Annotated in this window: 26 protein-coding genes; 23 read left to right on the forward strand and 3 right to left on the reverse strand. The window is 36.0% G+C overall.

Annotated elements, in window-relative coordinates:
- Positions 1-5 precede the first annotated feature (5 nt).
- The 4 genes from BM201_RS01235 (at position 6) to BM201_RS01250 (ending at position 2,436) form a co-directional block, all read left to right on the forward strand.
- Positions 6-389, forward strand: coding sequence for a hypothetical protein (locus BM201_RS01235; protein ID WP_092539581.1), 384 nt, complete (start codon positions 6-8; stop codon positions 387-389).
- 97 nt (positions 390-486) lie between these two features.
- Positions 487-735, forward strand: coding sequence for a hypothetical protein (locus tag BM201_RS01240; RefSeq protein ID WP_092539582.1), 249 nt, complete (start codon positions 487-489; stop codon positions 733-735).
- A 140-nt stretch (positions 736-875) separates the two neighbouring features.
- Positions 876-1,937 carry a M57 family metalloprotease gene (locus tag BM201_RS01245; RefSeq protein ID WP_092539583.1) on the forward strand — a complete coding sequence of 354 codons (1,062 nt, stop codon included), beginning with the start codon at positions 876-878 and terminating at the stop codon, positions 1,935-1,937.
- A 208-nt stretch (positions 1,938-2,145) separates the two neighbouring features.
- Positions 2,146-2,436, forward strand: coding sequence for a hypothetical protein (locus BM201_RS01250; protein ID WP_092539584.1), 291 nt, complete (start codon positions 2,146-2,148; stop codon positions 2,434-2,436).
- A gap of 456 nt (positions 2,437-2,892) precedes the next feature.
- On the opposite strand, the gene BM201_RS01255 is transcribed toward BM201_RS01250, so the two are convergent.
- Positions 2,893-3,534: a DUF4760 domain-containing protein gene (locus tag BM201_RS01255; protein WP_175486954.1), complete on the reverse strand. Its 642-nt coding sequence runs from the start codon at positions 3,532-3,534 to the stop codon at positions 2,893-2,895.
- A 224-nt stretch (positions 3,535-3,758) separates the two neighbouring features.
- Here BM201_RS01255 and BM201_RS01260 point away from each other — a divergent pair, with 224 nt between their 5' ends.
- Entirely contained in the window at positions 3,759-3,941 is a 183-nt protein-coding gene (locus BM201_RS01260; protein WP_092539586.1) for a hypothetical protein, read from the forward strand.
- On the forward strand, positions 3,938-4,363 hold the full coding sequence (locus BM201_RS01265; protein ID WP_092539587.1) for a pepsin/retropepsin-like aspartic protease family protein: 426 nt from the start codon (positions 3,938-3,940) through the stop codon (positions 4,361-4,363). Before BM201_RS01260 ends, BM201_RS01265 begins: the two co-directional genes overlap by 4 nt.
- A 214-nt stretch (positions 4,364-4,577) precedes the next feature.
- Here the strand turns inward: BM201_RS01265 and BM201_RS01270 are convergent, their stop codons facing one another.
- Together BM201_RS01270 and BM201_RS01275 are read right to left on the reverse strand one after the other, a co-directional pair.
- Positions 4,578-5,066 carry a hypothetical protein gene (locus BM201_RS01270; RefSeq protein ID WP_092539588.1) on the reverse strand — a complete coding sequence of 163 codons (489 nt, stop codon included), beginning with the start codon at positions 5,064-5,066 and terminating at the stop codon, positions 4,578-4,580.
- A 14-nt stretch (positions 5,067-5,080) separates the two neighbouring features.
- Positions 5,081-5,863 (reverse strand): hypothetical protein, encoded by a 783-nt coding sequence (locus tag BM201_RS01275; protein ID WP_092539589.1) that lies wholly within the window; start codon positions 5,861-5,863, stop codon positions 5,081-5,083.
- Between the two features lie 259 nt (positions 5,864-6,122).
- Here BM201_RS01275 and BM201_RS01280 point away from each other — a divergent pair, with 259 nt between their 5' ends.
- The 17 genes from BM201_RS01280 to BM201_RS01360 all read left to right on the forward strand — a co-directional run bounded on the left by BM201_RS01280 (position 6,123) and on the right by BM201_RS01360 (position 21,352).
- Positions 6,123-7,742 carry a hypothetical protein gene (locus BM201_RS01280; protein WP_092539590.1) on the forward strand — a complete coding sequence of 540 codons (1,620 nt, stop codon included), beginning with the start codon at positions 6,123-6,125 and terminating at the stop codon, positions 7,740-7,742.
- Positions 7,742-8,383 (forward strand): hypothetical protein, encoded by a 642-nt coding sequence (locus tag BM201_RS01285; protein WP_139219105.1) that lies wholly within the window; start codon positions 7,742-7,744, stop codon positions 8,381-8,383. Before BM201_RS01280 ends, BM201_RS01285 begins: the two co-directional genes overlap by 1 nt.
- 54 nt (positions 8,384-8,437) lie before the next feature.
- A complete protein-coding gene (locus BM201_RS01290; protein WP_092539592.1) occupies positions 8,438-8,881 on the forward strand; it encodes a hypothetical protein in 444 nt (147 codons plus the stop codon).
- 62 nt (positions 8,882-8,943) lie between these two features.
- Positions 8,944-9,552: a hypothetical protein gene (locus BM201_RS01295; RefSeq protein WP_092539593.1), complete on the forward strand. Its 609-nt coding sequence runs from the start codon at positions 8,944-8,946 to the stop codon at positions 9,550-9,552.
- An 81-nt stretch (positions 9,553-9,633) separates the two neighbouring features.
- A complete protein-coding gene (locus BM201_RS01300; protein ID WP_092539594.1) occupies positions 9,634-9,990 on the forward strand; it encodes a hypothetical protein in 357 nt (118 codons plus the stop codon).
- Complete coding sequence (locus tag BM201_RS01305; RefSeq protein ID WP_092539595.1) at positions 9,984-10,238, forward strand: hypothetical protein; 255 nt, start codon at positions 9,984-9,986, stop codon at positions 10,236-10,238. Before BM201_RS01300 ends, BM201_RS01305 begins: the two co-directional genes overlap by 7 nt.
- Positions 10,239-10,244: 6 nt before the next feature.
- Entirely contained in the window at positions 10,245-11,129 is an 885-nt protein-coding gene (locus BM201_RS01310; protein WP_092539596.1) for a hypothetical protein, read from the forward strand.
- A 122-nt stretch (positions 11,130-11,251) separates the two neighbouring features.
- On the forward strand, positions 11,252-11,719 hold the full coding sequence (locus tag BM201_RS01315; RefSeq protein WP_092539597.1) for a hypothetical protein: 468 nt from the start codon (positions 11,252-11,254) through the stop codon (positions 11,717-11,719).
- On the forward strand, positions 11,719-12,399 hold the full coding sequence (locus BM201_RS01320; RefSeq protein WP_092539598.1) for a carboxypeptidase-like regulatory domain-containing protein: 681 nt from the start codon (positions 11,719-11,721) through the stop codon (positions 12,397-12,399). Before BM201_RS01315 ends, BM201_RS01320 begins: the two co-directional genes overlap by 1 nt.
- Positions 12,399-13,073, forward strand: coding sequence for a glycoside hydrolase family 108 protein (locus BM201_RS01325; protein ID WP_092539599.1), 675 nt, complete (start codon positions 12,399-12,401; stop codon positions 13,071-13,073). Before BM201_RS01320 ends, BM201_RS01325 begins: the two co-directional genes overlap by 1 nt.
- Before the next feature lie 5 nt (positions 13,074-13,078).
- Positions 13,079-16,090, forward strand: a complete 3,012-nt coding sequence (locus tag BM201_RS01330) for a BACON domain-containing protein (protein ID WP_092539600.1) — start codon at positions 13,079-13,081, stop codon at positions 16,088-16,090.
- Between the two features lie 39 nt (positions 16,091-16,129).
- Entirely contained in the window at positions 16,130-16,387 is a 258-nt protein-coding gene (locus BM201_RS01335) for a hypothetical protein (protein ID WP_092539601.1), read from the forward strand.
- A gap of 49 nt (positions 16,388-16,436) precedes the next feature.
- Entirely contained in the window at positions 16,437-17,051 is a 615-nt protein-coding gene (locus tag BM201_RS01340) for a hypothetical protein (protein ID WP_092539602.1), read from the forward strand.
- Between the two features lie 36 nt (positions 17,052-17,087).
- Positions 17,088-17,390 carry a hypothetical protein gene (locus BM201_RS01345; protein ID WP_092539603.1) on the forward strand — a complete coding sequence of 101 codons (303 nt, stop codon included), beginning with the start codon at positions 17,088-17,090 and terminating at the stop codon, positions 17,388-17,390.
- An 83-nt stretch (positions 17,391-17,473) separates the two neighbouring features.
- Complete coding sequence (locus tag BM201_RS01350; RefSeq protein ID WP_092539604.1) at positions 17,474-18,076, forward strand: hypothetical protein; 603 nt, start codon at positions 17,474-17,476, stop codon at positions 18,074-18,076.
- A gap of 27 nt (positions 18,077-18,103) precedes the next feature.
- Entirely contained in the window at positions 18,104-18,550 is a 447-nt protein-coding gene (locus BM201_RS01355) for a hypothetical protein (protein WP_139219107.1), read from the forward strand.
- Between the two features lie 12 nt (positions 18,551-18,562).
- A complete protein-coding gene (locus BM201_RS01360; protein WP_092539606.1) occupies positions 18,563-21,352 on the forward strand; it encodes a zincin-like metallopeptidase domain-containing protein in 2,790 nt (929 codons plus the stop codon).
- The last annotated feature ends 78 nt before the right edge of the window (positions 21,353-21,430 follow it).

Raw genomic sequence — 21,430 nt, forward strand, 5'->3', positions numbered from 1 at the left:
AGAGCATGTGTAGATATCAAATAAAAATAAGTAAAGTGCTTCAAAAAGATCTAATACTTTTTAAAATGGCGTTGAACAACTATGTAAGTTTTCAACACGCACTTATAGACATGCTGCCCAATAACGCAGATAATTATAAAATGCGAATAGGCGTAGCAGTAGAACTTTACTATGATTTCCATAGCAGGACAGAGAAACAAAAACCGGCAAACCATAGTTTAATAGACCTTCCATTGCATAAGGCAATTGTTTTAAAAGAAGCCTTGCAAGATCAGGTAAGTCAAAAAACCACTGAAATATGGGAACGCAGCCGTTGCAACGGCTATGTTACGGTGATCGATCAGGCCTTACCTACAGCATTACAAATTAAAGCAGCAGCAGTATCATGAAAAACTTTAACCAGGAACGGCGTTTACCACCGTAATACAGTGTGTCCTTTCGAATTTATTTTACGATCAGCCAACTTGTAACCTAAATTCAAAAGATATGCAACACCAAAGCACCTTACAAGCTATCCCTAAAAAGCTAAAGAAACAGGAAATTTACAGATTATACGGTTGGATGAGTACCGCCAAGCTTCGAAAAATCATCCACTGGATCCAAAAGGAAGTTCCCTACAATTGCCCGGGCATCACTGAAGAAGAAGCAAAAAGAATGCATTCGCTGAATGCAAAACAAGTAGAAAAATTATTTGAAGAACTAGGAGCACCGGAAGGTTACAGGGAACCCCTGTAATAATTATATTAATGACGACTATTTTTCCTACACGAAAAAAGAACAGTAAAGGGGAAAAACACCCTATTTTATCGATTAAATACATTTTTATGAAAATTTTACATACATTAACACATACTTAACCTAAAATAAATTAAACCATGAAAATTTTTAACAAGTTTTTTGTATTACCTCTATTACTCTTAGGTTTTTCCTGCACAACCGATAGTATCGACGAGGTTCCTTCTGAAGAAAATCTCTCCATTGAAGAACAACAAGTAACAACTTTAGAAGTAATTCTCGCAAGAGGTTATGAAAAGTCAGAAATCGAAGATTTCGGAGATTATTACCTTGTGCAAGGAGACATATTATTTTCAAAAGAAAAATCATATGCTCTAAACTCAAATAGACAAAGGCATACACCGTATATCACAGACCGAACGTTTATTTCAGTCTATTTGCACCCTAGCATGTCCTCCACGTGGCGCAACGCATCCAGACAAGCTATTACGAGATGGAATAACTTAGAAACTAATTTTCATTTTGTTGAAATAACTAACTCATCGGCTGATATCCAAATTATGTATGATTCATCGGCTGGGCAAACTTTAAATGCTAATGAATTTGGAGCTGCACTACCCCCAACGTCTAATTTAATGCCTGGTAATTTAATACTTATAAATCCTGATTTTAATGCATGCTCTGGTGGAATCACAGAAACCTTAAGAATAGCAAACGTTCAGCATGAACTAGGTCATACAATCGGATTAGCCCACACTAATGATTCCTCTGAAAGCTATATTCCTAATACTCCATATAGTGATAGCAATTCAATCATGCAAGGTGGTTATGCATGTTCTTTATCTGATTTTTCTACAGGAGATATTGATGCTATACAAATACTTTTCCCTCCAATATTCTGGGCAACTGTTAATGGGCCTAGCCATGGTTATCCAGACCAAAACTATACTTGGACTGGTTTAGCTTATGGAGACCTTGGCGAACCACCTTACACATATCACTGGTATAGAAGCATTGATGAAGGAGAAACATACACAATGACATGGGGATCTACCCAATCGGTATACAGTTATATTCCTGAAGGAATGGAAGTTTTACGATTATATTTGGTGGTAACAGACTCTGAAGGTAATATCGCTAAAAAAAGATTTCAAACAATTAATATGGATTTTGGCGGTGGAGGCCCAAAACCAGGGATGTAAAGAATAGATATAGAAAAGCCGTCATAAGACGGCTTTTCTGATTTTAAATATACTTAATTCTCTGGGAGAAAGGACTCAAGTGACTTTTATCTAAAACTCCTCAATTATTTAAACTTAAATATCGCGATAAATTCTTAATGATTTATTCGAATAAAAGCATAATCATAATCGTTTATTAGCCGTTGCAACGGTGATTAAATCTAAGCTTATGAAATTTTCAGAAGAAAATATAATCAACTCACCTAACGGCCAATATATAGCTACACAAATATCAAAAGATAACAAAAATACTTTCTATTTAGGCACTTCTAGATTAATTTCAGTAAATAAAAAAGACGTTTTTAATACTAAATATGGCATCGCTACACTTATTACAAACATTGCAAACAGATCTGAAGTTCAAATTTTAAAAATCGGACCTACATCGAATCTAAACAAATGGCTTTCATTTTACCAAAAAGAAATACATGATTTCCAATTATTAAAAAGTGGAATGTAAAAAACCCATTACCCTTAGAGGATACTATTATAGATTATTTCGCTAAATCTAACTACGATTCATTTGGGCGTGAATGGTTCTGGGGGTAATAAGGACTTTAAATTACGACTAATTAATCAAACTGAATGGTTTATAGAAAACAGCTATGAACCTACGAATGCATTTCGATCGCACTACAATTACCTTTTTAAAATCTAACGCAATATCTCTAACGGATTTCATAAAAAAAGCCCGTATTGCGTGACAATACGGGCTTTTATTTAATTCTAATAAAGGCTTAAAAACCTCCTAAATCTTTTTTACTACTTAAATTCTTCTCAATTTTGCTCATAATAGGTCTAGTTTTAATCTATTCTCGTATTTAAAGATAAGAACATTTTTATCTTTATCTTATAAATTCATGTTATTTAACAACGTACTTGTCATTTTAATATTGCGCTAATATAAAAATAATTATTAATTAGGCTCGCCCCAATCCCTACATAACTTAACAAAATCTTCCCAGCATTTTTCGTGCCCTTTCTCACTTTGAGCATCTTTTATGTAACTGTGTAATGTAATATAAATATTGTAGAACATCGAATGCATAGCGTCTTTTATAATATCCTCATCAATAAATTCCTTCTTTATTTGAATAGCAATATTTTCGAATGAGTTTAAAAGTAAATGCAACCTTGAATGATCCTTTGGGTTTTTTGAAAGATGCTCCTTAAAAGGTTCTACATTTGAATTCTTTATTAAATTCGGAACTTCTCGTTTTAATTCGCGATAAGCCCTTAGTGATTCTACCATCTCAGGTTTATAGAACTGAGAAATTATCAAATAACTCCTTTCACACTTCTTATTATAAAGATTTTTTTCATTGAAAGCTTTGGTCTCTTCCATTTGCTCTTGCTTGAACTTCTTATCTCTTTCGCCATTAATTGTATGCAATATAAAAGTTAAGATAGCAACAGATCCTGTAGCAAAAAACATAACATCTCTAAAGTTAAAGTCATCTAAGATCCATAAGAAAAGAACTAAACCTATAATTAGAGGTATGCAAAGAGTAAGAAAAACTCCACTAAGAATAAAATTTACTTGTTTATCTTTTAACATTTTACGGAAAAATTTCATCAAATATATAAAAATATATAATTAACGCTTGTCTCTAAAAAATTAGTAATAAACATTGATTTACGTTTATGATATAGAACCTGAGAACAACATCCACACTTAATCCGACTTATTTGTATTTTAACGACATAATAAGTATATTTTAGCAAAAAAAGTCACCTATTTCGATTAAAAACAGGTATTTTTACAAACTAATTCTTTAAAAAATGTCTAAAGAAAATAAATTCGAATCTCAAAACACGGTATTGGTAAGAGCTATAGGCCTTCTTACGGGTAAAGTCATATTCGAAAGCAATGATGCTCTAAAAGTAATTGAGCAAGCTGAAAAATCAGGAGAGGAGTTTATTTTAGATTTTGAAACTAATCCAGATTATCAATTCATATTTTGAGTAGATCTTCGTATCCGTTAACAATTGATAATAAGAATCAATTAAAACCAAAATTACCATTAAAGTTAACTAATCCTGAAAATGGAAAGTGTATATCCGTATTAGCTTTAGTTGATAGCGGAGCTGAAAAATGTACTTTTCCTATGATGATAGCAATTAATCTTGGAATCCCCTTAAACAAATCAACTGAATCAAAGACAAGAACAGCAGGTATTTCTGGACAGGGCTTGGAAACATATTCATTTAAAATCAAAATTGATATTCTCAACATGCAAAGAAATTCGATTGTGAAAACTATGAATTTAGAAGTCTCTTTTATTAAAAATAATTCAATTCCCCCATTAGTTGGCACAGCTGATTTTCTCGAGAATTTTAATCTTATGATCAACTATCCACAAAAAAGTTTAACTTTAGAATGGTAGATTTCACTAGAAATTAAAAAATTCTGCACTAAAACTATCTGATAAAAAAACCGTTAAGAATTTTAACGGTTTTCTAATTTAGATGTAATGAAACGCGTTCAAATTCTTCAAAATTTGACGAAATTCTTTATTCTACGATCGCCTAGTACAATTTTCGGTTAAATAATTCTTAATTCCAATAATTTAGATTAAATTCTATTCTATCAATTAACTTTTACCTTACAAAGTTTATCTTTTGATTAGAATCAATAAGTCTCAAAATACCTAAATCTTGCCTAAGACTATTTCTAAACCCGGTACGTTTTAGCCAAATTTTATCTAATTGTTGATCATTATATTTTGTCCCTAACGCTAGCTCAGCTTTCGAAGCTTCTATTAATTCATAAAAGCAATTCAATGAGTTATCGGAGAGAATTAGGTTTACTTCACCTGTCTTCCAATCTCGTAAACCATTAATTAGAGTTTTATAAATACCAGGTAAATCATCTTCATCACGGATTCGTTTACCAAGCAAGTCTGTTAATTCGAATGCTCTGCCGTAATATTTAAGCCTTAATTCATTAAGTTTTTCGCCATATCTAGCAGATATTTCTCTTTCCAGATTTAACTTATCATTTCTACTTTTTCTAACAGCCAAATAATACGTAATTGAAGAACTAAATATACTTGCTGAAATAGAAATAATCATATCTAAACTATCCATCTTAAAATCTAATACTAATGAAATTTAATCTCAAAAACCATGTAATTAGTTTTTAGATGATTGTCGTTTTCTTCGGCTCCCAAATGTAAATGTTTCCCCTTATAGAAAACATTAGAATAATCATCCTCCCAATATTTTGTAGACTTCCCTTTTGTATCTGAGGTAGAAATTAAAATATAAGTCCCCTCTTTTAAAGCTGCAGAGCCACCCCCTTGAGGAAAATCAGAATGTAAACTTATATCATCCTCATCCCAAATCGGATCATCTTTTACGACCATTTCTGCAATACCGTCATAAATCTCTGTTCCTAGCTTAATATAGTCAAGCGCTCCACCTAGATTCAAATATTCCCCAATACTAGTATTTTGAATCATTCCAGTTACCTTTGATATATCAAACTTTTCATCAATCTCATCAAGCTTAACTTTCAAGAATAGTTCTTCTCCGTAATTAACATTCTTAAAGATTTTTCTATGTAGGAACCCTCCAGGAGAAGTTCCATCTTTCACCCTAAAGTCTCTTACAAATGAAGCTTCATTTAAATCAGCATTATTATCATTAGATGGATAATATTTAACATTAAACTTTAAAATCGCCTCATTCATCTTAGACCAATCGGGCAAATCATGACAATAAAAAGCTGTTAAGTTTATATCACATAATTTATTTCTAATAGAATCACCATCACCCCCCAAATATTCTGCTAATTTGACCGAATAAAATATGTTAGGATTTTGAATATTAGCTCCGTTAAGATCTACGAATAAAAGTTGAGTATTTTCCAATTGTCTTGCCATAATAATTTTATTTGATTGATAATCAGAAATATACAATTAAACCGAATTAAATACTATACCCAATGTCAGGTATTTTCTTAATTACAGGAAACATAATATCTCCCTCTTTATTGGAATAATTTAAAATGCGTTTAAATTATTCAAAATTCTATTTTATAGCAGAAAGTTAGATCGAATTCGATGCAGTTCGACTATATCCTTCAGCTCCAAGATTTCCCTTCCCCATCTTGCAGGCCTAAACAAGTAAGAAAAAGCTTCAATGGCTGTAACGCAGGAACAAAACGCATCACTTAAGCGCAATCTGAAACCAGGAAAACAGTACGAGAAATTGATCCCGGCGGTAAGTTGTGCCTCTACAGATCTTGGGCAAGGTGATACCTTCCATACTGTAGATGAAATGCGAGATTGGATTATTAAGTATGCCTGGCAAACAAAAGAACTTGCCGCCCTGCTTTACAGTCAAGATTTAAGGTTATTGGCACATAATATTTATAAATTTTCTTACGATCACATTCAATATAACGCAGACGGCGCATTGCAACAAATTTCTTCTCCTGCATGCACCTGGCATAAAAGAAAAGAAGGTGTAGACTGTAAAAGCTTTTCGGTTTTCGCAAGCTCCATTCTCTCAAATCTAGGCATCAAACACGCCATTCGCCAGGTACGTCAACCATATTTCAATCCTGAACACTGGACACATGTATATGTTGTGATCTATCAAGACCAAAACCCGGAAAGCTATTCTAAAAATGCACCAACGTTCGTAATTGATGCAACAAGGCATCACAATCAAGAAGTTAATTATTTAGAAAAACATGATCTTATGATGCTACAGCACGTTGGTCTTAATGCACCTTCTAATGTGTTAAGTGCAGAAAAGCAGAACATTATTGATAATTTCAATAAGTTTTGCCTTTTCCTATTAGAAAATAATGTTCCCGTTGCAACGGTAAATGCCATTCGCAGCGAAGTGAATAAATATACCTCGCAAGGTGTAGATCCTCAGTTTGCTATTATTGATAACGGTATTAGCATTCAAGGCAAAGAATTTACATTCACCTTAGTCTCAGACCCGGAATATCAAAGAGGTTTAGGGATAGTTGTTACCGGCACTGCTGCTGTAGCTGCTGGTAAAGCCTTAATGAATATGTTACCACAGGATTTCTTCGGAAATACCTTTGGTGCCATTTTCGCAAATGGTTTCGACCTTTCCTGCTGGAATGCCAGTTACTCCGAAAGTAAAGCACAATCTGCATTACAAACCGATATTCCTTTCTTTATCAATGATCACGCTGGTCTTGATAAGGCCGTTAACACCACAACGGTTAACAAGTTTATGAATGCCATAGATGCATACATAGCAGATTCAAAAAACGGACAAGCCTCAAAATACGCAAGCTGTACTCGTAAAGGCTATGCAGCACGACAAAAAGGAGCTGAAGAAGCTAAACAGCGTGTACTACAAACTTTGGAAAGTTCAGGTTTAACCTTAGTTCCCACCGGGAAAAAAGAGGGTTTTCTGCAAACAGAAAAACCGATGCCCAGTATTGGCAAACCTTATACATGGGGAGCTGAGTTTGGTAGCAAATACGCTTATCAATATGATAGTTACCGTGTAGAAGGCGGAAACCAATCATCAACACCAAATTATGATGATGTAGTAACTACAGATCAGGATTTGAATATGGGAGGCAATACCAATCCTGGAAGCAATTATCAAAACGGCGGAAACAACCAGGTTCCTATTGGTAACACCAATCAGGGAGCTAGTCAGGCCGGTATGGGATGGCTCGCACCAGTAGCCATTGCAGCTATTTCTATCCCAATGGTAATGAAGCAAATGAAACAGGGAAACGCAACTACTAAAACTAAAAAGTAATGCAGCTGGGTATCATCACATCATTAATCCGTTCTATCAATTTGGACAGCTCGAAAACTACTTTTCAGAATAGCTTGGCACAGCTACTATTAGTTGTGCAATGCAATGAAGAAGCAAATTTGGACAGCCATGTGCATAATGATGTAGAACAATGGTTTAATGATACCTTCAAAGCCTTTTTTGAGAGCCGTTGCAACGCCGTTGCAACGGTAGAAGATACCAATAAGCTTATTCGAGATCTAGCCGTTGCAACGGCTTATTACCGTGCCAAAAGTAATGAATCCATTATCAGCAGTATTGGCGATGTAGAGCTTGCTAAAACTGAAGTGCTTACACAGGTAATAACCGCCATAGAAAATACGCTTAAGGCCATTCTAACAGATCCAGCTTTTCAGGTAAAAAGAACCTTGGCCAGTGAAACAGGAGTAGAAAAGTTAGAAAACTACAAGTGGCCGGGTGATGAAACTTTGGTAGCACATGCCTGGTATTATGATAAAGCCGTTGCAACGGCGGCAGAAACTCCGATAAATGATTCTTCGGTAGTCCCAAAAAACCCTCCACCTGCTGAGAAAAGCTGGTTGGATAAACATTTCAAAAAGATAGCACTAGCCGGAATGGTCGTGAATCTTTTAAAAAAGTAATCACATAGCATCAACGTCATAAATAAGTAATCAAAATTTAAATCCATTGTAAAAATGAAAATTGGAAAAATCTCTTTAGCAAACATTAGCACTGAAGCCGTTAGTTTCGGTGGAGCTGTTCTTGGTGGTGCTGTTTCCGATGGTGCTATGGCGATCATCCCGGCAGAGCATAAAACGGCTGCACGCTACGGAATGACCGGCGGCGGAATTCTATTAGCCTCTATCGTAAAAGGAAAAGACAGTATCTCACAGGCCTTAAAAATGGCAGGAATTGGTATTGCAGTTAAGCAAGGTCTTGCAGCAATTCGTGATTTCGCAGAAGGTCAAATCTCTGTAGACGACACTTCTATGGCCTCCAGATTTGTAGGTGGTGCGGTTGGTCTTGCATGCCCTTGTGAGAGTGGCGGCAGTTACACTGCATTAAACGCGGCTCCGGTAATCAACTTTGAGCCTGCTGCTCCAAGAATCCCATCTGCTAATAAAGCTTCAGCTTACTAGTATAAAAATCGATAAAAGTCATCATTTAAAAATCATTCATCAATTTCAAAAAACGAACAGAAATGACAACAATTCATAGCAATCGTATTAAATACCTATCTGCCTTAGCGTTCTTAGGTGAAGTAACAGACAAATTATCTGCCGGTCTTCGTCAGGATCTTGCAAGCCAAAGAGTGCGTTTACTTAAGCATACTGCAATAGTAAGAAAGAACGCAACTAACGCTTCTTCTACTTATCCATTCATTGACGAGAACACTAAAAAATTAGCTGGTATCTCTACCATGAACGGAAATTCATTGCCACAAAACATGGCAGTGGTAGCAGATGCTATTTCTGTAGGATTTGCAGAAGGAGACGGAGCCGACAAAGAAGGTGCAGTTATCTACACTCAGGATGTACCGGCAGCACTTAGAAACGCCAATTTCGTTTTAAAGCAAAATGGCCGTGAGATCTTAGATGTACCTGTAGCCGATCTTATTGCAGGTGAAATGCCTACAAAGCAAGAAGATTATTTCCATGACCTGGAAACTTTCATTCTGTTAGCAGATGAAACAGCAATGAGCTGGGATTTTGTTTTCCCTGGTGGGCAAACATTAGCTCCTTCTGAAGCAGGAAAAAATGTTTATGTAGAAGTGAGAATCAAAGGCTTCAAAACCCTGAAAAACATATAACAACATTAGTTGGTTGGTTAGTTTAATTCGAAAAGCCCTGCCTTGCAATTCGGGCAGGGCTTTTTTTCTAAAGTAAAAATTATGCAGAAAGTTAAATGGCGCAAGCAGGTACTTACCATTGAAGCCGGCTCTAAATACGATCAGAATACTATTCTTATCCCTTCCGGGAAACGTGTTTTTGCTGCTGCTATAGGCTCTAAACCAAAAGATCAAATTATAAATCTTGGATTTGATGAAAATGGTAGTGAGGTTGAGACTGAAATGGATCTTGACTTCTGGAAGAAAAATGATACCGGCAAATTCTTAGACGGATTTAAGCCGCTTGAATACACCGGTGGAAGTACGTTAACCTTAAAATTAACGGCTACTACAGACCTTACCGAAAACTTTCAGGTACAGGTAGTTTTCGGAATTATTGACAACGACACCACATGTTAAAAGGAAAATTAACCTTCGAGCTTATCAAGACTGATAATCGGGATTATCCAATCGATGGAAAGGTAGAACCAACCTTTTACAATTTTGGAGAAACCGATGTATATGTGATGGAAGCCAGGTTAAAACCGGGAGAAAGTTTTCAGGCCGGTGCAACCGGGTTTGAAATGACCGGAAATGTACCTGTTCGATTTGAAGGTGCAGGAAAAAAGGACTGCAAATGCTATTTCGTAGTCCCTGAAAAATGTTAAAAAGTTATGGCAGAGCAAAGTTTAGATAAAATCATTAATTGGCTTAAGAACGATCCTCTTAACCGTTGGGAAGTCTACGACGTTAATAAAGATGAAGTCCTGGAGAAATGTCTTTCTTTTCAGGATTTGAATACTCGTTACACCGCCCCAATGGATTATTTTAAGGAGTTATTATCCCGTGGCGTTACCAATGTACAGTTACAACGAAAAAGAAAAAACGGTTCTTCTTATCGTAAAGAAGGATGCGGACTAAACTTTGCGCTCTCCCAGCCTGAAAAAAGAAACGTTGATGCAAGTGGTAGTACGGTTCGGCCGGCTGCCACACATCAACAATCACAAATGTTCCCGGGACTTGGAAATCCTGCCAGTGGTTTAAGCTTTAGCGATACCATAGACACTTTTACCAGGGCAAAGCAACATGACGAGTTAGTTTCTAAAAACAGCCTTTTAGAAGCTGAAAATAAGGATTTAAAAAGTCAAGTTGATAAATATAAAGAGCAGGTACTTCGCAATGAACTGGAAAGCAACAACAAACCATCTAGTTTTGATAAACTGCTTGACAAGTTAGCCGATAAGCCTGATATAATTCCAATGATCCTCCAGCAATTTAGCAGACCCGGCGGACAATCACAGGGATTAAACGCTCCACAGCAACCAAAACTTAGTGACAACAAACAATATCTTATTGATTTAATCGGAAGGGCTCAGGTTCCAGACGATTTATCGAATGCCGCTTCTCATGTTATTGCACAGGGATTAGCAGAGAATAAAGCCTTTATGGATCAATTTATTAAAAGAACATCAATTAATTTAAATCATCATGGCAGCATCAACGCTTGTAATTATGGCCAACACTCCAGAAGAGGCCAACAAAAAAAGAAAATCGCTTAACGTTTTGGCTAATCTTTCTCCAGAACACTTACAGAAACTGGAAGAACTGGCCAGAAAGCCAAAGGCGATTGAAGCTCTCGACAAAAAATGGGGGCTGATCAAAACCTTTATCTGATAAAATTATGACACCAATTCCAATCCCAAATGCGGTTAGCAAATACGTTATTCCTGTTGTGGGAATAGCAGCTTTAGGAGCTGTAGCCTATGTAGGTTTTCAGTACCTCAAAAAAGATGAAATTCCGAAGGTTCAAAAAAACCCTAAGTATCCATCATCACAATTAAGCAGTGTTGAAGCTACGGCGATTGCCGAACGCTTATATACTGCAATGGCTACTCTTGGAAGACCTAATGATCAGGAAAAGACCATCATTTTCAATTCCCTTCAAAATCTAAATCAAAACGATTTTGTAAAGGTTTATGAAGCATTTGGAGCTAGACAATATTCTAAGTTTTGGAGAAACATTGGTGATCCTTTTACCAGCGACGATCATAGTCTTTTGACCTGGTTAAGCAACGAACTCACAGCTGAAGATTTTGCAAAAATCTCTCAGATTATACCGGAAGCAAAACGATATCAAAATGCAGCATAATGGCAATTAATAAACCTTTTCGATTCTTTGATCGTGCAACCGGAGATGTTATTAAAGGTGTAACCGTAGTAACGTATGACCAGAAGGGATTTGAAGTCGATCGAGGTGTAAGCAATAGTAAAGGCGTTGCGCATACCACTTCAGAAGAAAATCATAGAGTAGTCTTTTCGTACCCGGGAAAGAAGACAATTACCCGTACATACGGAAGCGCCTACACAAAACAGTATATGGATAATAATCCAGACTACGTAGCACAACCGGAAAATCCTACGAGTACTCCAGATGCAACGAACACGAATAATTCATCTGAAACCACGAATACCGTTAATATCATGACTAAGCAATTTATAGTAAAAGATGAATTTGGTTCGCCAATTTCCGGTGCACACGTATATACTTCGTCCACCAATGGCACGATCACAGATACCAGTGGGAAAGCTACCTTAAATGTTCAAGCAGGCGATTCGATAATTTTTTCCCATTTATCATTTAAGGCGCAACAATACCCGGTATCAAATGTACCAGGTACAATTACACTTAGTACAAATGTTAACGCTATGGATGAAGTGGTAATTACTGCACCAAAGAAGAAAACAAACTGGTTTAAACCGGTAGGCGTTGGCTTGGCCTTTATGCTCTTAATCTCTATGGGGAACAAACCTAAAAAAGCAACATTGTAATGGCTCAGTTAAAAAACTACAAACCTTTACTCGCAAAAGATTTTGGAACGCTTGGATTAAATGCTTCGTTTGAGGCCTACTCTCCCCTATTGCAGCAAGTAGAAGGCGGTTATCAAAACAATACAAATGATCCAGGCAATAAAAATAGTCTTGGTCAATATGTAGGAACGAACCATGGCATTTCTGCAAGGTGGTACGAAAGCATTTTGGGCTACCCACCAAGTAAAGCTGATATGCTCGCGATTACCAAATCTTACGCAAAAGAATTATTCCTGGAGTATTTCTGGTTAAAGAACGGTGGTGATAAAATTATTAATCAAGCTGTTGCTAACACGATAATCGATCATGAAGTAAATGCAGGTAATGGTGTGCTATTGGCACAGCGATGTCTTAATAATCATTTCGGTTATAATCTATCTGAAGATGATGTAATGGGCCCGATGACTTTATCTGCAATTAACCGTGTAGATCCTGTACGTTTTGTCAATCTGTTTAACGGTTATCGAAAAAAGCATTACGAGACAGTTTCTAATTCAGCAACATTCCTTTCGGGATGGTTAAAACGCTTAAAAAAGTTCGGAGTTGAAAATCCCGGGCTATCCGTAGGAAGTATTGTTATTGTGGCCACTATTGGCTTTTTAATCTACCAAGGAATAACAAATCAAAATATCTAGTACAAATGGGAGTAGGAAAAGTAGTTGATCGTGTTGGATGGGGTAACAGTAATACTGAAATCCCTGAAAGCCTATTACAGGATATTGAGAAACTAAAAAATGCGCAAAAGAAAACTATTGATCTTGGTAACATCAATGCTCTGGCAATAGAAAAAGCCTTTAACAATAAGGCTCTGGAAAATTACCAGGCTTACGGCACCAGTTTCGAAATTCCAGCAACAGGTTATGTTCAGGTTACAGCTACTCAAAATGAAAAAGAAGTAGTTTGGCTTTTTACCGGTGCTGCTGGTTCTTATAATGGAAATACAAAATTAGCGACTGCCGGGGATTTTACCAGAATTTCTTTTGATGGCCAGGTAGATCTTGAAGCTATTCGCTCAGCTCTTGGTGATTCTCCAGTCCTTGCCGGTGGGAATACTAGTGATACGGCTCAAACGCTTAGAGAGGATACTGATACAAGTTTAGAAGGCGATGATCTACAGTTTAGCACCAAAGCTAAAAAAATCAACATTAAAAGGTTTAAAAGTAAATTTAAACCTACTCCATTTTTTAATGATGATTTTACTGATTTAGTAAATAATAAAGATGAATTTCTTGATAATCCTACTGAGGGAAGATATTCATATCCCTCAGTTATGGCGGGTGGCACTAAAGATACAAGCAAATTAAGGAATATTTTTCATGCAGCTTTATATGCTAGTTTGACAAATGATCAAAGTGTAGCAAATGCTGTAGCCGAAGAATTTGTAATTAGACTGCTGGCAAATGATCTACAAGATCCTGGCACATTTGAGCATCCTGTTGGCACTATAGAATGGATAGGAGGTGCTTATTTCCATTTCGCTACGAATATTAAGAAAATGCACAAAGCATTTGAATTGATTTACAACATTCAAAATGTTTGGACAAATAAGAACATATCGGATATAAAAAATTATTTTAAGGACTTTAATACCATTCTTTGGAATTATTATGAACGTAAAATACCTGCTGTTTTAGGGGTTGATTGGAAAGAAGGAAACTTTGCTATCCCATCATATCTTACCACAACACTTCATTATCCAATAGAAAATTCAGATGGCACCCCAAACATAGATTTTGTAGTAACCAATTTCCAAGAAGCAATATTCAATAATAGAATGTTTGATATCGTGGGGTATATTCATCATTGGGCTGTTAATAATAACGACACTCCAAAAGAAGTCGCTATGAGAAACCACGTAAAAATGTGGTGTAAATATGCGATGTTTACGGACGGTACTTTATACGAAATATACAGAAACTCTTCTGATGATAGAAACAAAGGGGTATTCTACAGTAACATAACGCTATGCCATGTCATAGATATAGCTCATCTAGATGCAATGGCAAACCATTTTCCAGGTGATCGCCTATATGATTATGAAACTACGGAAGGTATAGAACAGGGAAGTATTAATCTTACCAATATTATTTACACTGGTTCATCAACAACTGATGGAGTTACGCCAAAAAACATAAAAAAAGCAATACTTAATGTTTCTAAGTATTTAAGATCAAGTGCAAATGGCGGGTTTAATGATCTTAGATATTTTGAAGGCGTTCCTTTGGATTCCTCGCAAAGAAATGTTGAAAATAATACTTTTCCACGCTATAATTCCATTGTTCCTGCTATCGCTAATTACTATTACAATGATCCCGAATTGGAAGATTATTACTTATACAACACGGATGCTGGCTATCCTCAAAAACAAATAGTTAGTGAAGGTATTGTAAAAGTAGAAGATTGGGGAGCAAACGAAATATTTATAATTGGAAATTTATGGATACAGCACGAATTTAATATTTTCGATCCTAAATATTTTGGAAAAAAAAATATCTCAGCATACCAGGCAAAATTAGAGCCTATATCAAACTTATTATCGAGAAACTCACAAGATGCTTTAAAGGAAATCAATGAAAAGACTGAGGATTTAAAGGCAAATACTACAGGGTATAAAAGTCAAGTTTTCTTTATCGATGAAACCGGAAGGGAAGTTAGTTTTAATAGAAATTCATTTCTTGAATTACTAACGGTTTTCTTCAACCAGGACAATGATCTATTTTATTCAGCATTAACAGGAAAAGGCTTTAAAGCTAGAAGTAATTATCCATCACTTCGCTTAACCAATAATAGTGGCCCAGGGAATGCAATTACAGGGGACTGGACATGGCAAACACACCCTTCTGGTTATTTTCTACTTATTAACTCGCTCACGAATGAACCCGTCATGTACATCCATAAAAGTATGTCAGAGGGTAGTATAGTTTTCAATAACGATCGATTAGGAATGGGAGTTGGCAATGCACCCCTGGAACAAATTCACATTGCCGAAAATATCAAAGCGAATATTGGAAAATTCCAAAGTCTTGAAGTACCTGGATATCAAAAAACTGAAATTATTGATGTTCCCAATGCTGCTACTTATGTACTCAACCGAAATTCAAAAATAAGTGCATTACACCTTAAGGAAGGAACTACAGATCAAAGCTTCAGTATTAATAAGAATAGTTTAGAAGATCACGATGTAACGCATTACAAAGTTATGCGTGGTCGTGTAGCAGGAAAACTTACACTTGATAATAGCGGAGAAGCTATACCGCAATGCCAAATTCTAACACCGAAAGGCAAATCTAACCAGGTTATTCAAGGTGGTGTGGTCGATATTTATTTTTTCTCTAGTGTGTTATCAAATGGCACTTGGTATTATTACTGGCTAGCTAGCGGAGATCTACAAGATATTTTTATCTCCGATACATCAAAGACGATTAACGCAGGTGGTGGAAGCTTTGAACTCACGATAGCGACTTTATACGAATGGTCGGTAGATGATAATTCCGATTGGATAAGCTTTTCCAAGACTTCGGGTGTAGGTAGTGATAAGATAACCGTTACAATCGATGCAAACGCTACTCCCGAAATTGGTCGAGTAGCCAATATTGAAATCTCAGACGGTCACGTATCAGAAACGCTTCAAATACAACAAAACGCACAATAATCAATTCATCATAATTTTTTAATTCATCATTCATCAATCATGAAAACAATTTTCAATTATCTCGAAAAAAGAGATTGGTATTTACAACTACTAATCGGCGCTGTACTGGCAATTCTCGCACTAGCCTTGTGTGCCGTTTTCAACGGTCATGATATCCAGGCAATAATCGTAGTAACACTATTAGCTGTTTTTAAAGAACATTACCTGGAGCATAGAACAGAAGAAGCCTTTCATTGGCGAAATTTCTTGCTTCTTATTTTACCGGTAGTTATAGGCTTCATCATCCTACACTATTAACATCTGGCTTTTTCTTACATCATTCATCAATCATTAAACATTCATCATTATGAAACGATTTGTATTTCTAGCACTTTGCTCATTTTTAACCCCGGTATTGTTTTCATCAATAACAGTTGCTCAGGAAACCACAATAACTGAAAAGTTTGAAAAGGCCGATCAGGAATTTAGTAAGACCGAAGCTTCTAAGCAATTTGAGCTAAGTGTATCAAAAGAACTTATAGCAATATCTGAAGCCGTTGCAACGGCTAATGAAGATCAGATCCTTACCAATCATCCAACACTACCAAAATTGTTAGATGAATTTGTAGATCATGCCCGATATGAGCATATAAACTACGTACCGATACTTCAGAAATTAGAAAAGGTAGCATTCATACAGGCTAATCACAATTTTCTCGGGGCCGTTCTGGAAAAAGGTAAAACCATTGTCTTAAATGAATTTTTGTTAGAACGCCCAAAACTGCTGAAGGTGGTGTTCTTTCATACGATGGGAACGCTTTACGAAGTGGCTACAACCGATAATCCTGGTCACGCCATTATGGGTGAGCATTGGGTAAATGATAGCAAGCACGAATGGATAGCCGAAGAAGTGATGAAACGTCCATATTGGCGCACCCGGTATTTCAAGAAACTTGCTGAAAAACACGGCACTTCAATCTAAGCCCTAAATCAAGTAGTAACCATTAACTCCCCTTTTATGCACCTATTTCAAGTAGATATTGGAGAAATTCTCCCTGTGTTAAATTTCAAAGAATTATCAATCGCTGGGGTCTTACTAGGCATTATTTTTTATCTGATCAAAGAAAAGACAGCTCTAAAAAATGAAATTAAAGCTAAGGACAACAAAATCGATGAAATTGCTCTGAAATACTACACCCTTTTAAAGGACGGGAAAGCAGACACGGCACAAATGCTCAATAGATACGAGAACCTTCTTCAGGATGTTTTGAGAGTAAAAACAGTTTCCTATGGAAAAAAAACTGAAACAACAAGAGAATAAATTTAAGCGGTTAAGAGAAAAGTTCCTTAACCGCTTAGAATACCTGGATTATTTGCGAGATCAAACCTTCAAAAATTTAGACAATGTTACTACTTAAAAAATTGAATATTTCACATGTTTATCTCATTGTAATAGCAATACTTGCTTTTTTGCTATTCACAGATAGCTGCTGTAGTGATGTAGTCATTTCTGAAGAAACCACTATTGAAACAGAAATTGTTACTAAAGTAGATAGTTCCAGTAATCAGCAAATCAAAAATAAAACTCCAGAAACTGTAAACGTAGTTGAGCATAAGGACAGCACGCAAATAATTCCGAAAGAAAAGATGCATGAGCAAGATCCTAAAAAGGTAAAGCAAGTAAATCGGTATAGAGATACGACGTATTTCGAAAATGCCGTGGTGTATAGCGATATTCTTTCGGAAGGCCGTGTGCTGAAGCTCGATTTAAGAACAAGTATCGATCATCTACGCACCACCATAACCGAAACCAAAACCATACAAAAAACCTCTTTAGGTTTTTATCTAAAACCAAGTGTGGAATTTGTGCCTGGTCTTCTTAATTCGGTAGGAACTGAAGTATTGTTTATTAAAGGACGGTTTGGCGGTTCCGCAGGTATAGCGTATGCTTTTCAGGATCCGGTAAGCCCTATCAGGTTTAGAGTAGGATTATTAATCAAATTATAAAAAGTTATGGTTTTAAAAAACCTTCTTATGCTGGGCGGTATAGCTGCCGGAGCTGCATATTATTTTGGAAAAGATAAAGTGAAAGGATATTCCCAGGCTTTAGAAAACCTATCCTTCAATTTAAAATCGGTTAATAATATAAGCTTTGACGGCCTGGGTGGTTTAAGTTTGAAAGCAGATGTTCAGATTGTTAATCCTTCAAACTTAGATCTTTCTATCCCCGGTAGCATGATTAATATTCAGCAAATAGAATTCTTTACGAAATCAGGACAACTTCTAGGTACGGCAAATACGAATATCAACAATATTGCGATTTCGGCCCAGGGAACAAAACTATTACAAAATATACCTGTTCAAATTCCAATTTCACAAGCTTTAGGAAACATTAGCGAGTTATTAGATATCGTGGGAGACAGTTCAAATCTGAATATAGCCACGACAATAGAAATATTTGGAAAACAATTCACATTATAAATTACCTTCTTTATGATCATCAATGCTGTTCAAGCCTTCAACAACTTAAATGGGAAAATAGTCAGCCGCGAAGAATTAAAAACAATCGCAATATTAGCTACAGATCAGGGGCAACATTCCATAACTAAAAAAATCGATCAGCTTTTAAATTCTGAACAAGATTTAGAATTTAAAATAACCATTGGATCTCGTGAAATAGAACGTTTACCTGAAGATTGTCTTTGTGGCATTGACCAGGAAATCCCTCAAATGGAATTTGAAGGTTTAGGCAAAGCAGTTAGCCCGGATGATATCTACCAAATGATCACCGATAAAATGATCGAACAGATTGAAGCGGCCAGTGGCGAAGGTTATAAAACAAAATGGCGTAAGGAAGGCTATTTAATCCCTTTCAATTTTTCAACAAGAAAACCGTACAGGGGTATTAATGCCATGATGCTTACCGATTTCGCGATGGGTAGTTTCGAAAACCCTTTCTTTTTGACATTTAACCAGATTGAGAAACACAAAGGGAAAATAAAAAAGGGAGCCAAGGCAGCAAAGGTGGTTTACTTTACACAGCTTTATAAATACGAACAAGCAGAACCTGAATTAGAGTACGGTACTTATAACCGTCTAAAAATGATATCCTGGTTAAAAAAGAACAGAAAGGATATTAAGCTGTTAGAAAAATTCAGTCCGGAAAGTATAACCGATCAGAACGCTATTCCAATTCTGAAATACTACAATGTCTTTAATGGATCTGATATTGAAGATATTGATTTTGATTTAGAAAACTTCAAAATTGGCTATTATAACAATGGCATTAAAGGTAATGACGATTCACGTTTAGAAATTGCTGAAGCCATTTTTAAAAGCTTCCCTACTCCAGCGCCTAAATTAAAGCATGAACCTGGAAGGGCTTATTACAATTTTGTAGATGATTTTATTAGCATGCCGGAATTCAAAGATTTTGATACGGGTTTAGACTATTATCGTACGCTATTTCACGAAATGACCCACAGTACCGGTTTCGAAGAACGTCTTAACCGAAAAGTCAAAAACAGGTTTGGTTCTAAGGCCTATGCGAAAGAAGAGCTTATTGCTGAATTTGGAGCTGTTTTCCTTTCAGCACAAGCCGGTATTATTTGGCGAAATCAAAGCAACCATGCTGAATATATAAAGAACTGGCAGAACGCCTTGCCACATCTTAAGAAAGATAACCGGTTATTGATGAGATCTGCAAGTGCTGCACAAAAAGCAACAGATTTTATCTTGAATTATGACAAAGAGGGCATTCCAAAATTTCATAAGGAACTGGAAAACCTTAAAAATAGCAAACCAGAGAAAAAAGCTAAAAATAAATCTGAAGAGCAGCTTTCTTTATTTGAAGGCCTAAATGCTCCAGCTCCGGAAAAATTCAAAAGCATCAAAGAATTTGCGAATTTCGCCTATAACTGGGCAAAAGCCAATTTAACAGGGAAAAAATACGAGCATAACGAAATTGGCGAAACGGTACATTTTACGAATGCCGGTATCTATCATGCCATTAGAAGTAGACGAACAAAATTAAAAGTTCAGCTTATTTTTAAGGCAATGGAAATGCTAAAAAATTCAACCTTAATAAAGTTTGAAAAAGACAAAAAGAAGAGGGCAGAAATTGCAGGGGTTTACCGAATGAAAAGCTATGCTGTAATCGACAAATTCCCCTACGAGGTTGTCTTAACGCTTCGCAAAGGTGAGAACGGCACCGTGTACTACGATCATAAGGCCATAGAAGCAAAAAGGCTTACTATCGATGCAGAAAGCGAAAAATCCCAGTCTGCTGTTAATAGTAAACCTTTTATCAAAGATAAGGAAAATAATTCTTCTGGATTAAATGCACCTGAAAATACCGAAACGGAATTAGCGGTACTGGATGACCAGGAACCCGAAGTTTTACAAACGCTACCACAACCGGTACAGAAAGAAGAAACGGCAATGGTGCATAAAGCTGAAGTTATCCAACCGCAGGAAGCTAAACCGGAACCGATTTCGAGACAAAAAAATCCTAAAAGTAGGGCTGCTAGACGTGAACAGCTTAAAAATAAAACTTTCCGGTATTATAATATTCCTAATCAGGAAATTGCGAAGTTTTTAGGTAACGTAGAAATTAAGGATGAAGAAAGTGTAGGTATAAGTATTACTGCGCCACAAGGAGCAGGAAAAACGAGATTTCTTTTTCAGGTAATCAATGCGTTTGCTAAAAATTATAAGGTGGGCCATGCTAGTATGGAGGAGCATCCGGATAGCTCACTTTACCTAAAAAAGGAAGATCAATATATAGATCCGGAAAATTTACATAATATCGAAGCTCCGGTAATTAATACGATGGAAGATTTACATGCTCTAATCATGCGCAATGATATTATTGCAATTGATAGCTTCGAGAAATTAAGGGAAATTCAAAAAGATGTTCAGGTAGATAAAGATTTTCGTAAGAAATATGATAGTAAACTATTTATTTTCATCTTTCAGTTGACTTCAGATGGTAATATGCGTGGTGGTTCTAAATCGCAATTCGATGTGGATATAGTACTCTTTACAGAAAAATTTGAGGATTACCGGGAAAACTTTATTTACACTAATAAAAACAGGTATAATGAATTGCCTGAAACAGATCTAAAGTATAGCATATTTAAACAACAAATGCTTTTGCCGGAAGGAAGAGAAAAAAATCAAGAAAATAAAGATGTTTCAGATATCAATTTTGAAGAAGTAGAAAGTTTTGAAGTTGGTTCCGATTCTGGATCCTCTTCGGAAATTATTGTAACTGCATATTAAAACGAAAAGCCTGGTAAAATTACCAGGCTTTTTTACTACTAAATTAAAACACTAAATTGAGATTGTCTTCAGGTAAAT

The sequence above is a fragment of the Zunongwangia mangrovi genome (genome assembly GCF_900112105.1).
Taxonomy (GTDB): domain Bacteria; phylum Bacteroidota; class Bacteroidia; order Flavobacteriales; family Flavobacteriaceae; genus Zunongwangia; species Zunongwangia mangrovi.

What these genes read in the sequence shown, in the direction of transcription:
- BM201_RS01235 (WP_092539581.1), top strand. Translation starts at nt 6, where the DNA reads ATGTGTAGATATCAAATAAAAATAAGTAAAGTGCTTCAAAAAGATCTA.
- BM201_RS01240 (WP_092539582.1), top strand. Translation starts at nt 487, where the DNA reads ATGCAACACCAAAGCACCTTACAAGCTATCCCTAAAAAGCTAAAGAAA.
- BM201_RS01245 (WP_092539583.1), top strand. Translation starts at nt 876, where the DNA reads ATGAAAATTTTTAACAAGTTTTTTGTATTACCTCTATTACTCTTAGGT.
- BM201_RS01250 (WP_092539584.1), top strand. Translation starts at nt 2,146, where the DNA reads ATGAAATTTTCAGAAGAAAATATAATCAACTCACCTAACGGCCAATAT.
- BM201_RS01255 (WP_175486954.1), bottom strand. Translation starts at nt 3,534, where the DNA reads ATGTTAAAAGATAAACAAGTAAATTTTATTCTTAGTGGAGTTTTTCTT.
- BM201_RS01260 (WP_092539586.1), top strand. Translation starts at nt 3,759, where the DNA reads ATGTCTAAAGAAAATAAATTCGAATCTCAAAACACGGTATTGGTAAGA.
- BM201_RS01270 (WP_092539588.1), bottom strand. Translation starts at nt 5,066, where the DNA reads ATGGATAGTTTAGATATGATTATTTCTATTTCAGCAAGTATATTTAGT.
- BM201_RS01275 (WP_092539589.1), bottom strand. Translation starts at nt 5,863, where the DNA reads ATGGCAAGACAATTGGAAAATACTCAACTTTTATTCGTAGATCTTAAC.
- BM201_RS01280 (WP_092539590.1), top strand. Translation starts at nt 6,123, where the DNA reads ATGGCTGTAACGCAGGAACAAAACGCATCACTTAAGCGCAATCTGAAA.
- BM201_RS01285 (WP_139219105.1), top strand. Translation starts at nt 7,742, where the DNA reads ATGCAGCTGGGTATCATCACATCATTAATCCGTTCTATCAATTTGGAC.
- BM201_RS01290 (WP_092539592.1), top strand. Translation starts at nt 8,438, where the DNA reads ATGAAAATTGGAAAAATCTCTTTAGCAAACATTAGCACTGAAGCCGTT.
- BM201_RS01295 (WP_092539593.1), top strand. Translation starts at nt 8,944, where the DNA reads ATGACAACAATTCATAGCAATCGTATTAAATACCTATCTGCCTTAGCG.
- BM201_RS01300 (WP_092539594.1), top strand. Translation starts at nt 9,634, where the DNA reads ATGCAGAAAGTTAAATGGCGCAAGCAGGTACTTACCATTGAAGCCGGC.
- BM201_RS01305 (WP_092539595.1), top strand. Translation starts at nt 9,984, where the DNA reads ATGTTAAAAGGAAAATTAACCTTCGAGCTTATCAAGACTGATAATCGG.
- BM201_RS01310 (WP_092539596.1), top strand. Translation starts at nt 10,245, where the DNA reads ATGGCAGAGCAAAGTTTAGATAAAATCATTAATTGGCTTAAGAACGAT.
- BM201_RS01315 (WP_092539597.1), top strand. Translation starts at nt 11,252, where the DNA reads ATGACACCAATTCCAATCCCAAATGCGGTTAGCAAATACGTTATTCCT.
- BM201_RS01320 (WP_092539598.1), top strand. Translation starts at nt 11,719, where the DNA reads ATGGCAATTAATAAACCTTTTCGATTCTTTGATCGTGCAACCGGAGAT.
- BM201_RS01325 (WP_092539599.1), top strand. Translation starts at nt 12,399, where the DNA reads ATGGCTCAGTTAAAAAACTACAAACCTTTACTCGCAAAAGATTTTGGA.
- BM201_RS01330 (WP_092539600.1), top strand. Translation starts at nt 13,079, where the DNA reads ATGGGAGTAGGAAAAGTAGTTGATCGTGTTGGATGGGGTAACAGTAAT.
- BM201_RS01335 (WP_092539601.1), top strand. Translation starts at nt 16,130, where the DNA reads ATGAAAACAATTTTCAATTATCTCGAAAAAAGAGATTGGTATTTACAA.
- BM201_RS01340 (WP_092539602.1), top strand. Translation starts at nt 16,437, where the DNA reads ATGAAACGATTTGTATTTCTAGCACTTTGCTCATTTTTAACCCCGGTA.
- BM201_RS01345 (WP_092539603.1), top strand. Translation starts at nt 17,088, where the DNA reads ATGCACCTATTTCAAGTAGATATTGGAGAAATTCTCCCTGTGTTAAAT.
- BM201_RS01350 (WP_092539604.1), top strand. Translation starts at nt 17,474, where the DNA reads ATGTTACTACTTAAAAAATTGAATATTTCACATGTTTATCTCATTGTA.
- BM201_RS01355 (WP_139219107.1), top strand. Translation starts at nt 18,104, where the DNA reads ATGCTGGGCGGTATAGCTGCCGGAGCTGCATATTATTTTGGAAAAGAT.
- BM201_RS01360 (WP_092539606.1), top strand. Translation starts at nt 18,563, where the DNA reads ATGATCATCAATGCTGTTCAAGCCTTCAACAACTTAAATGGGAAAATA.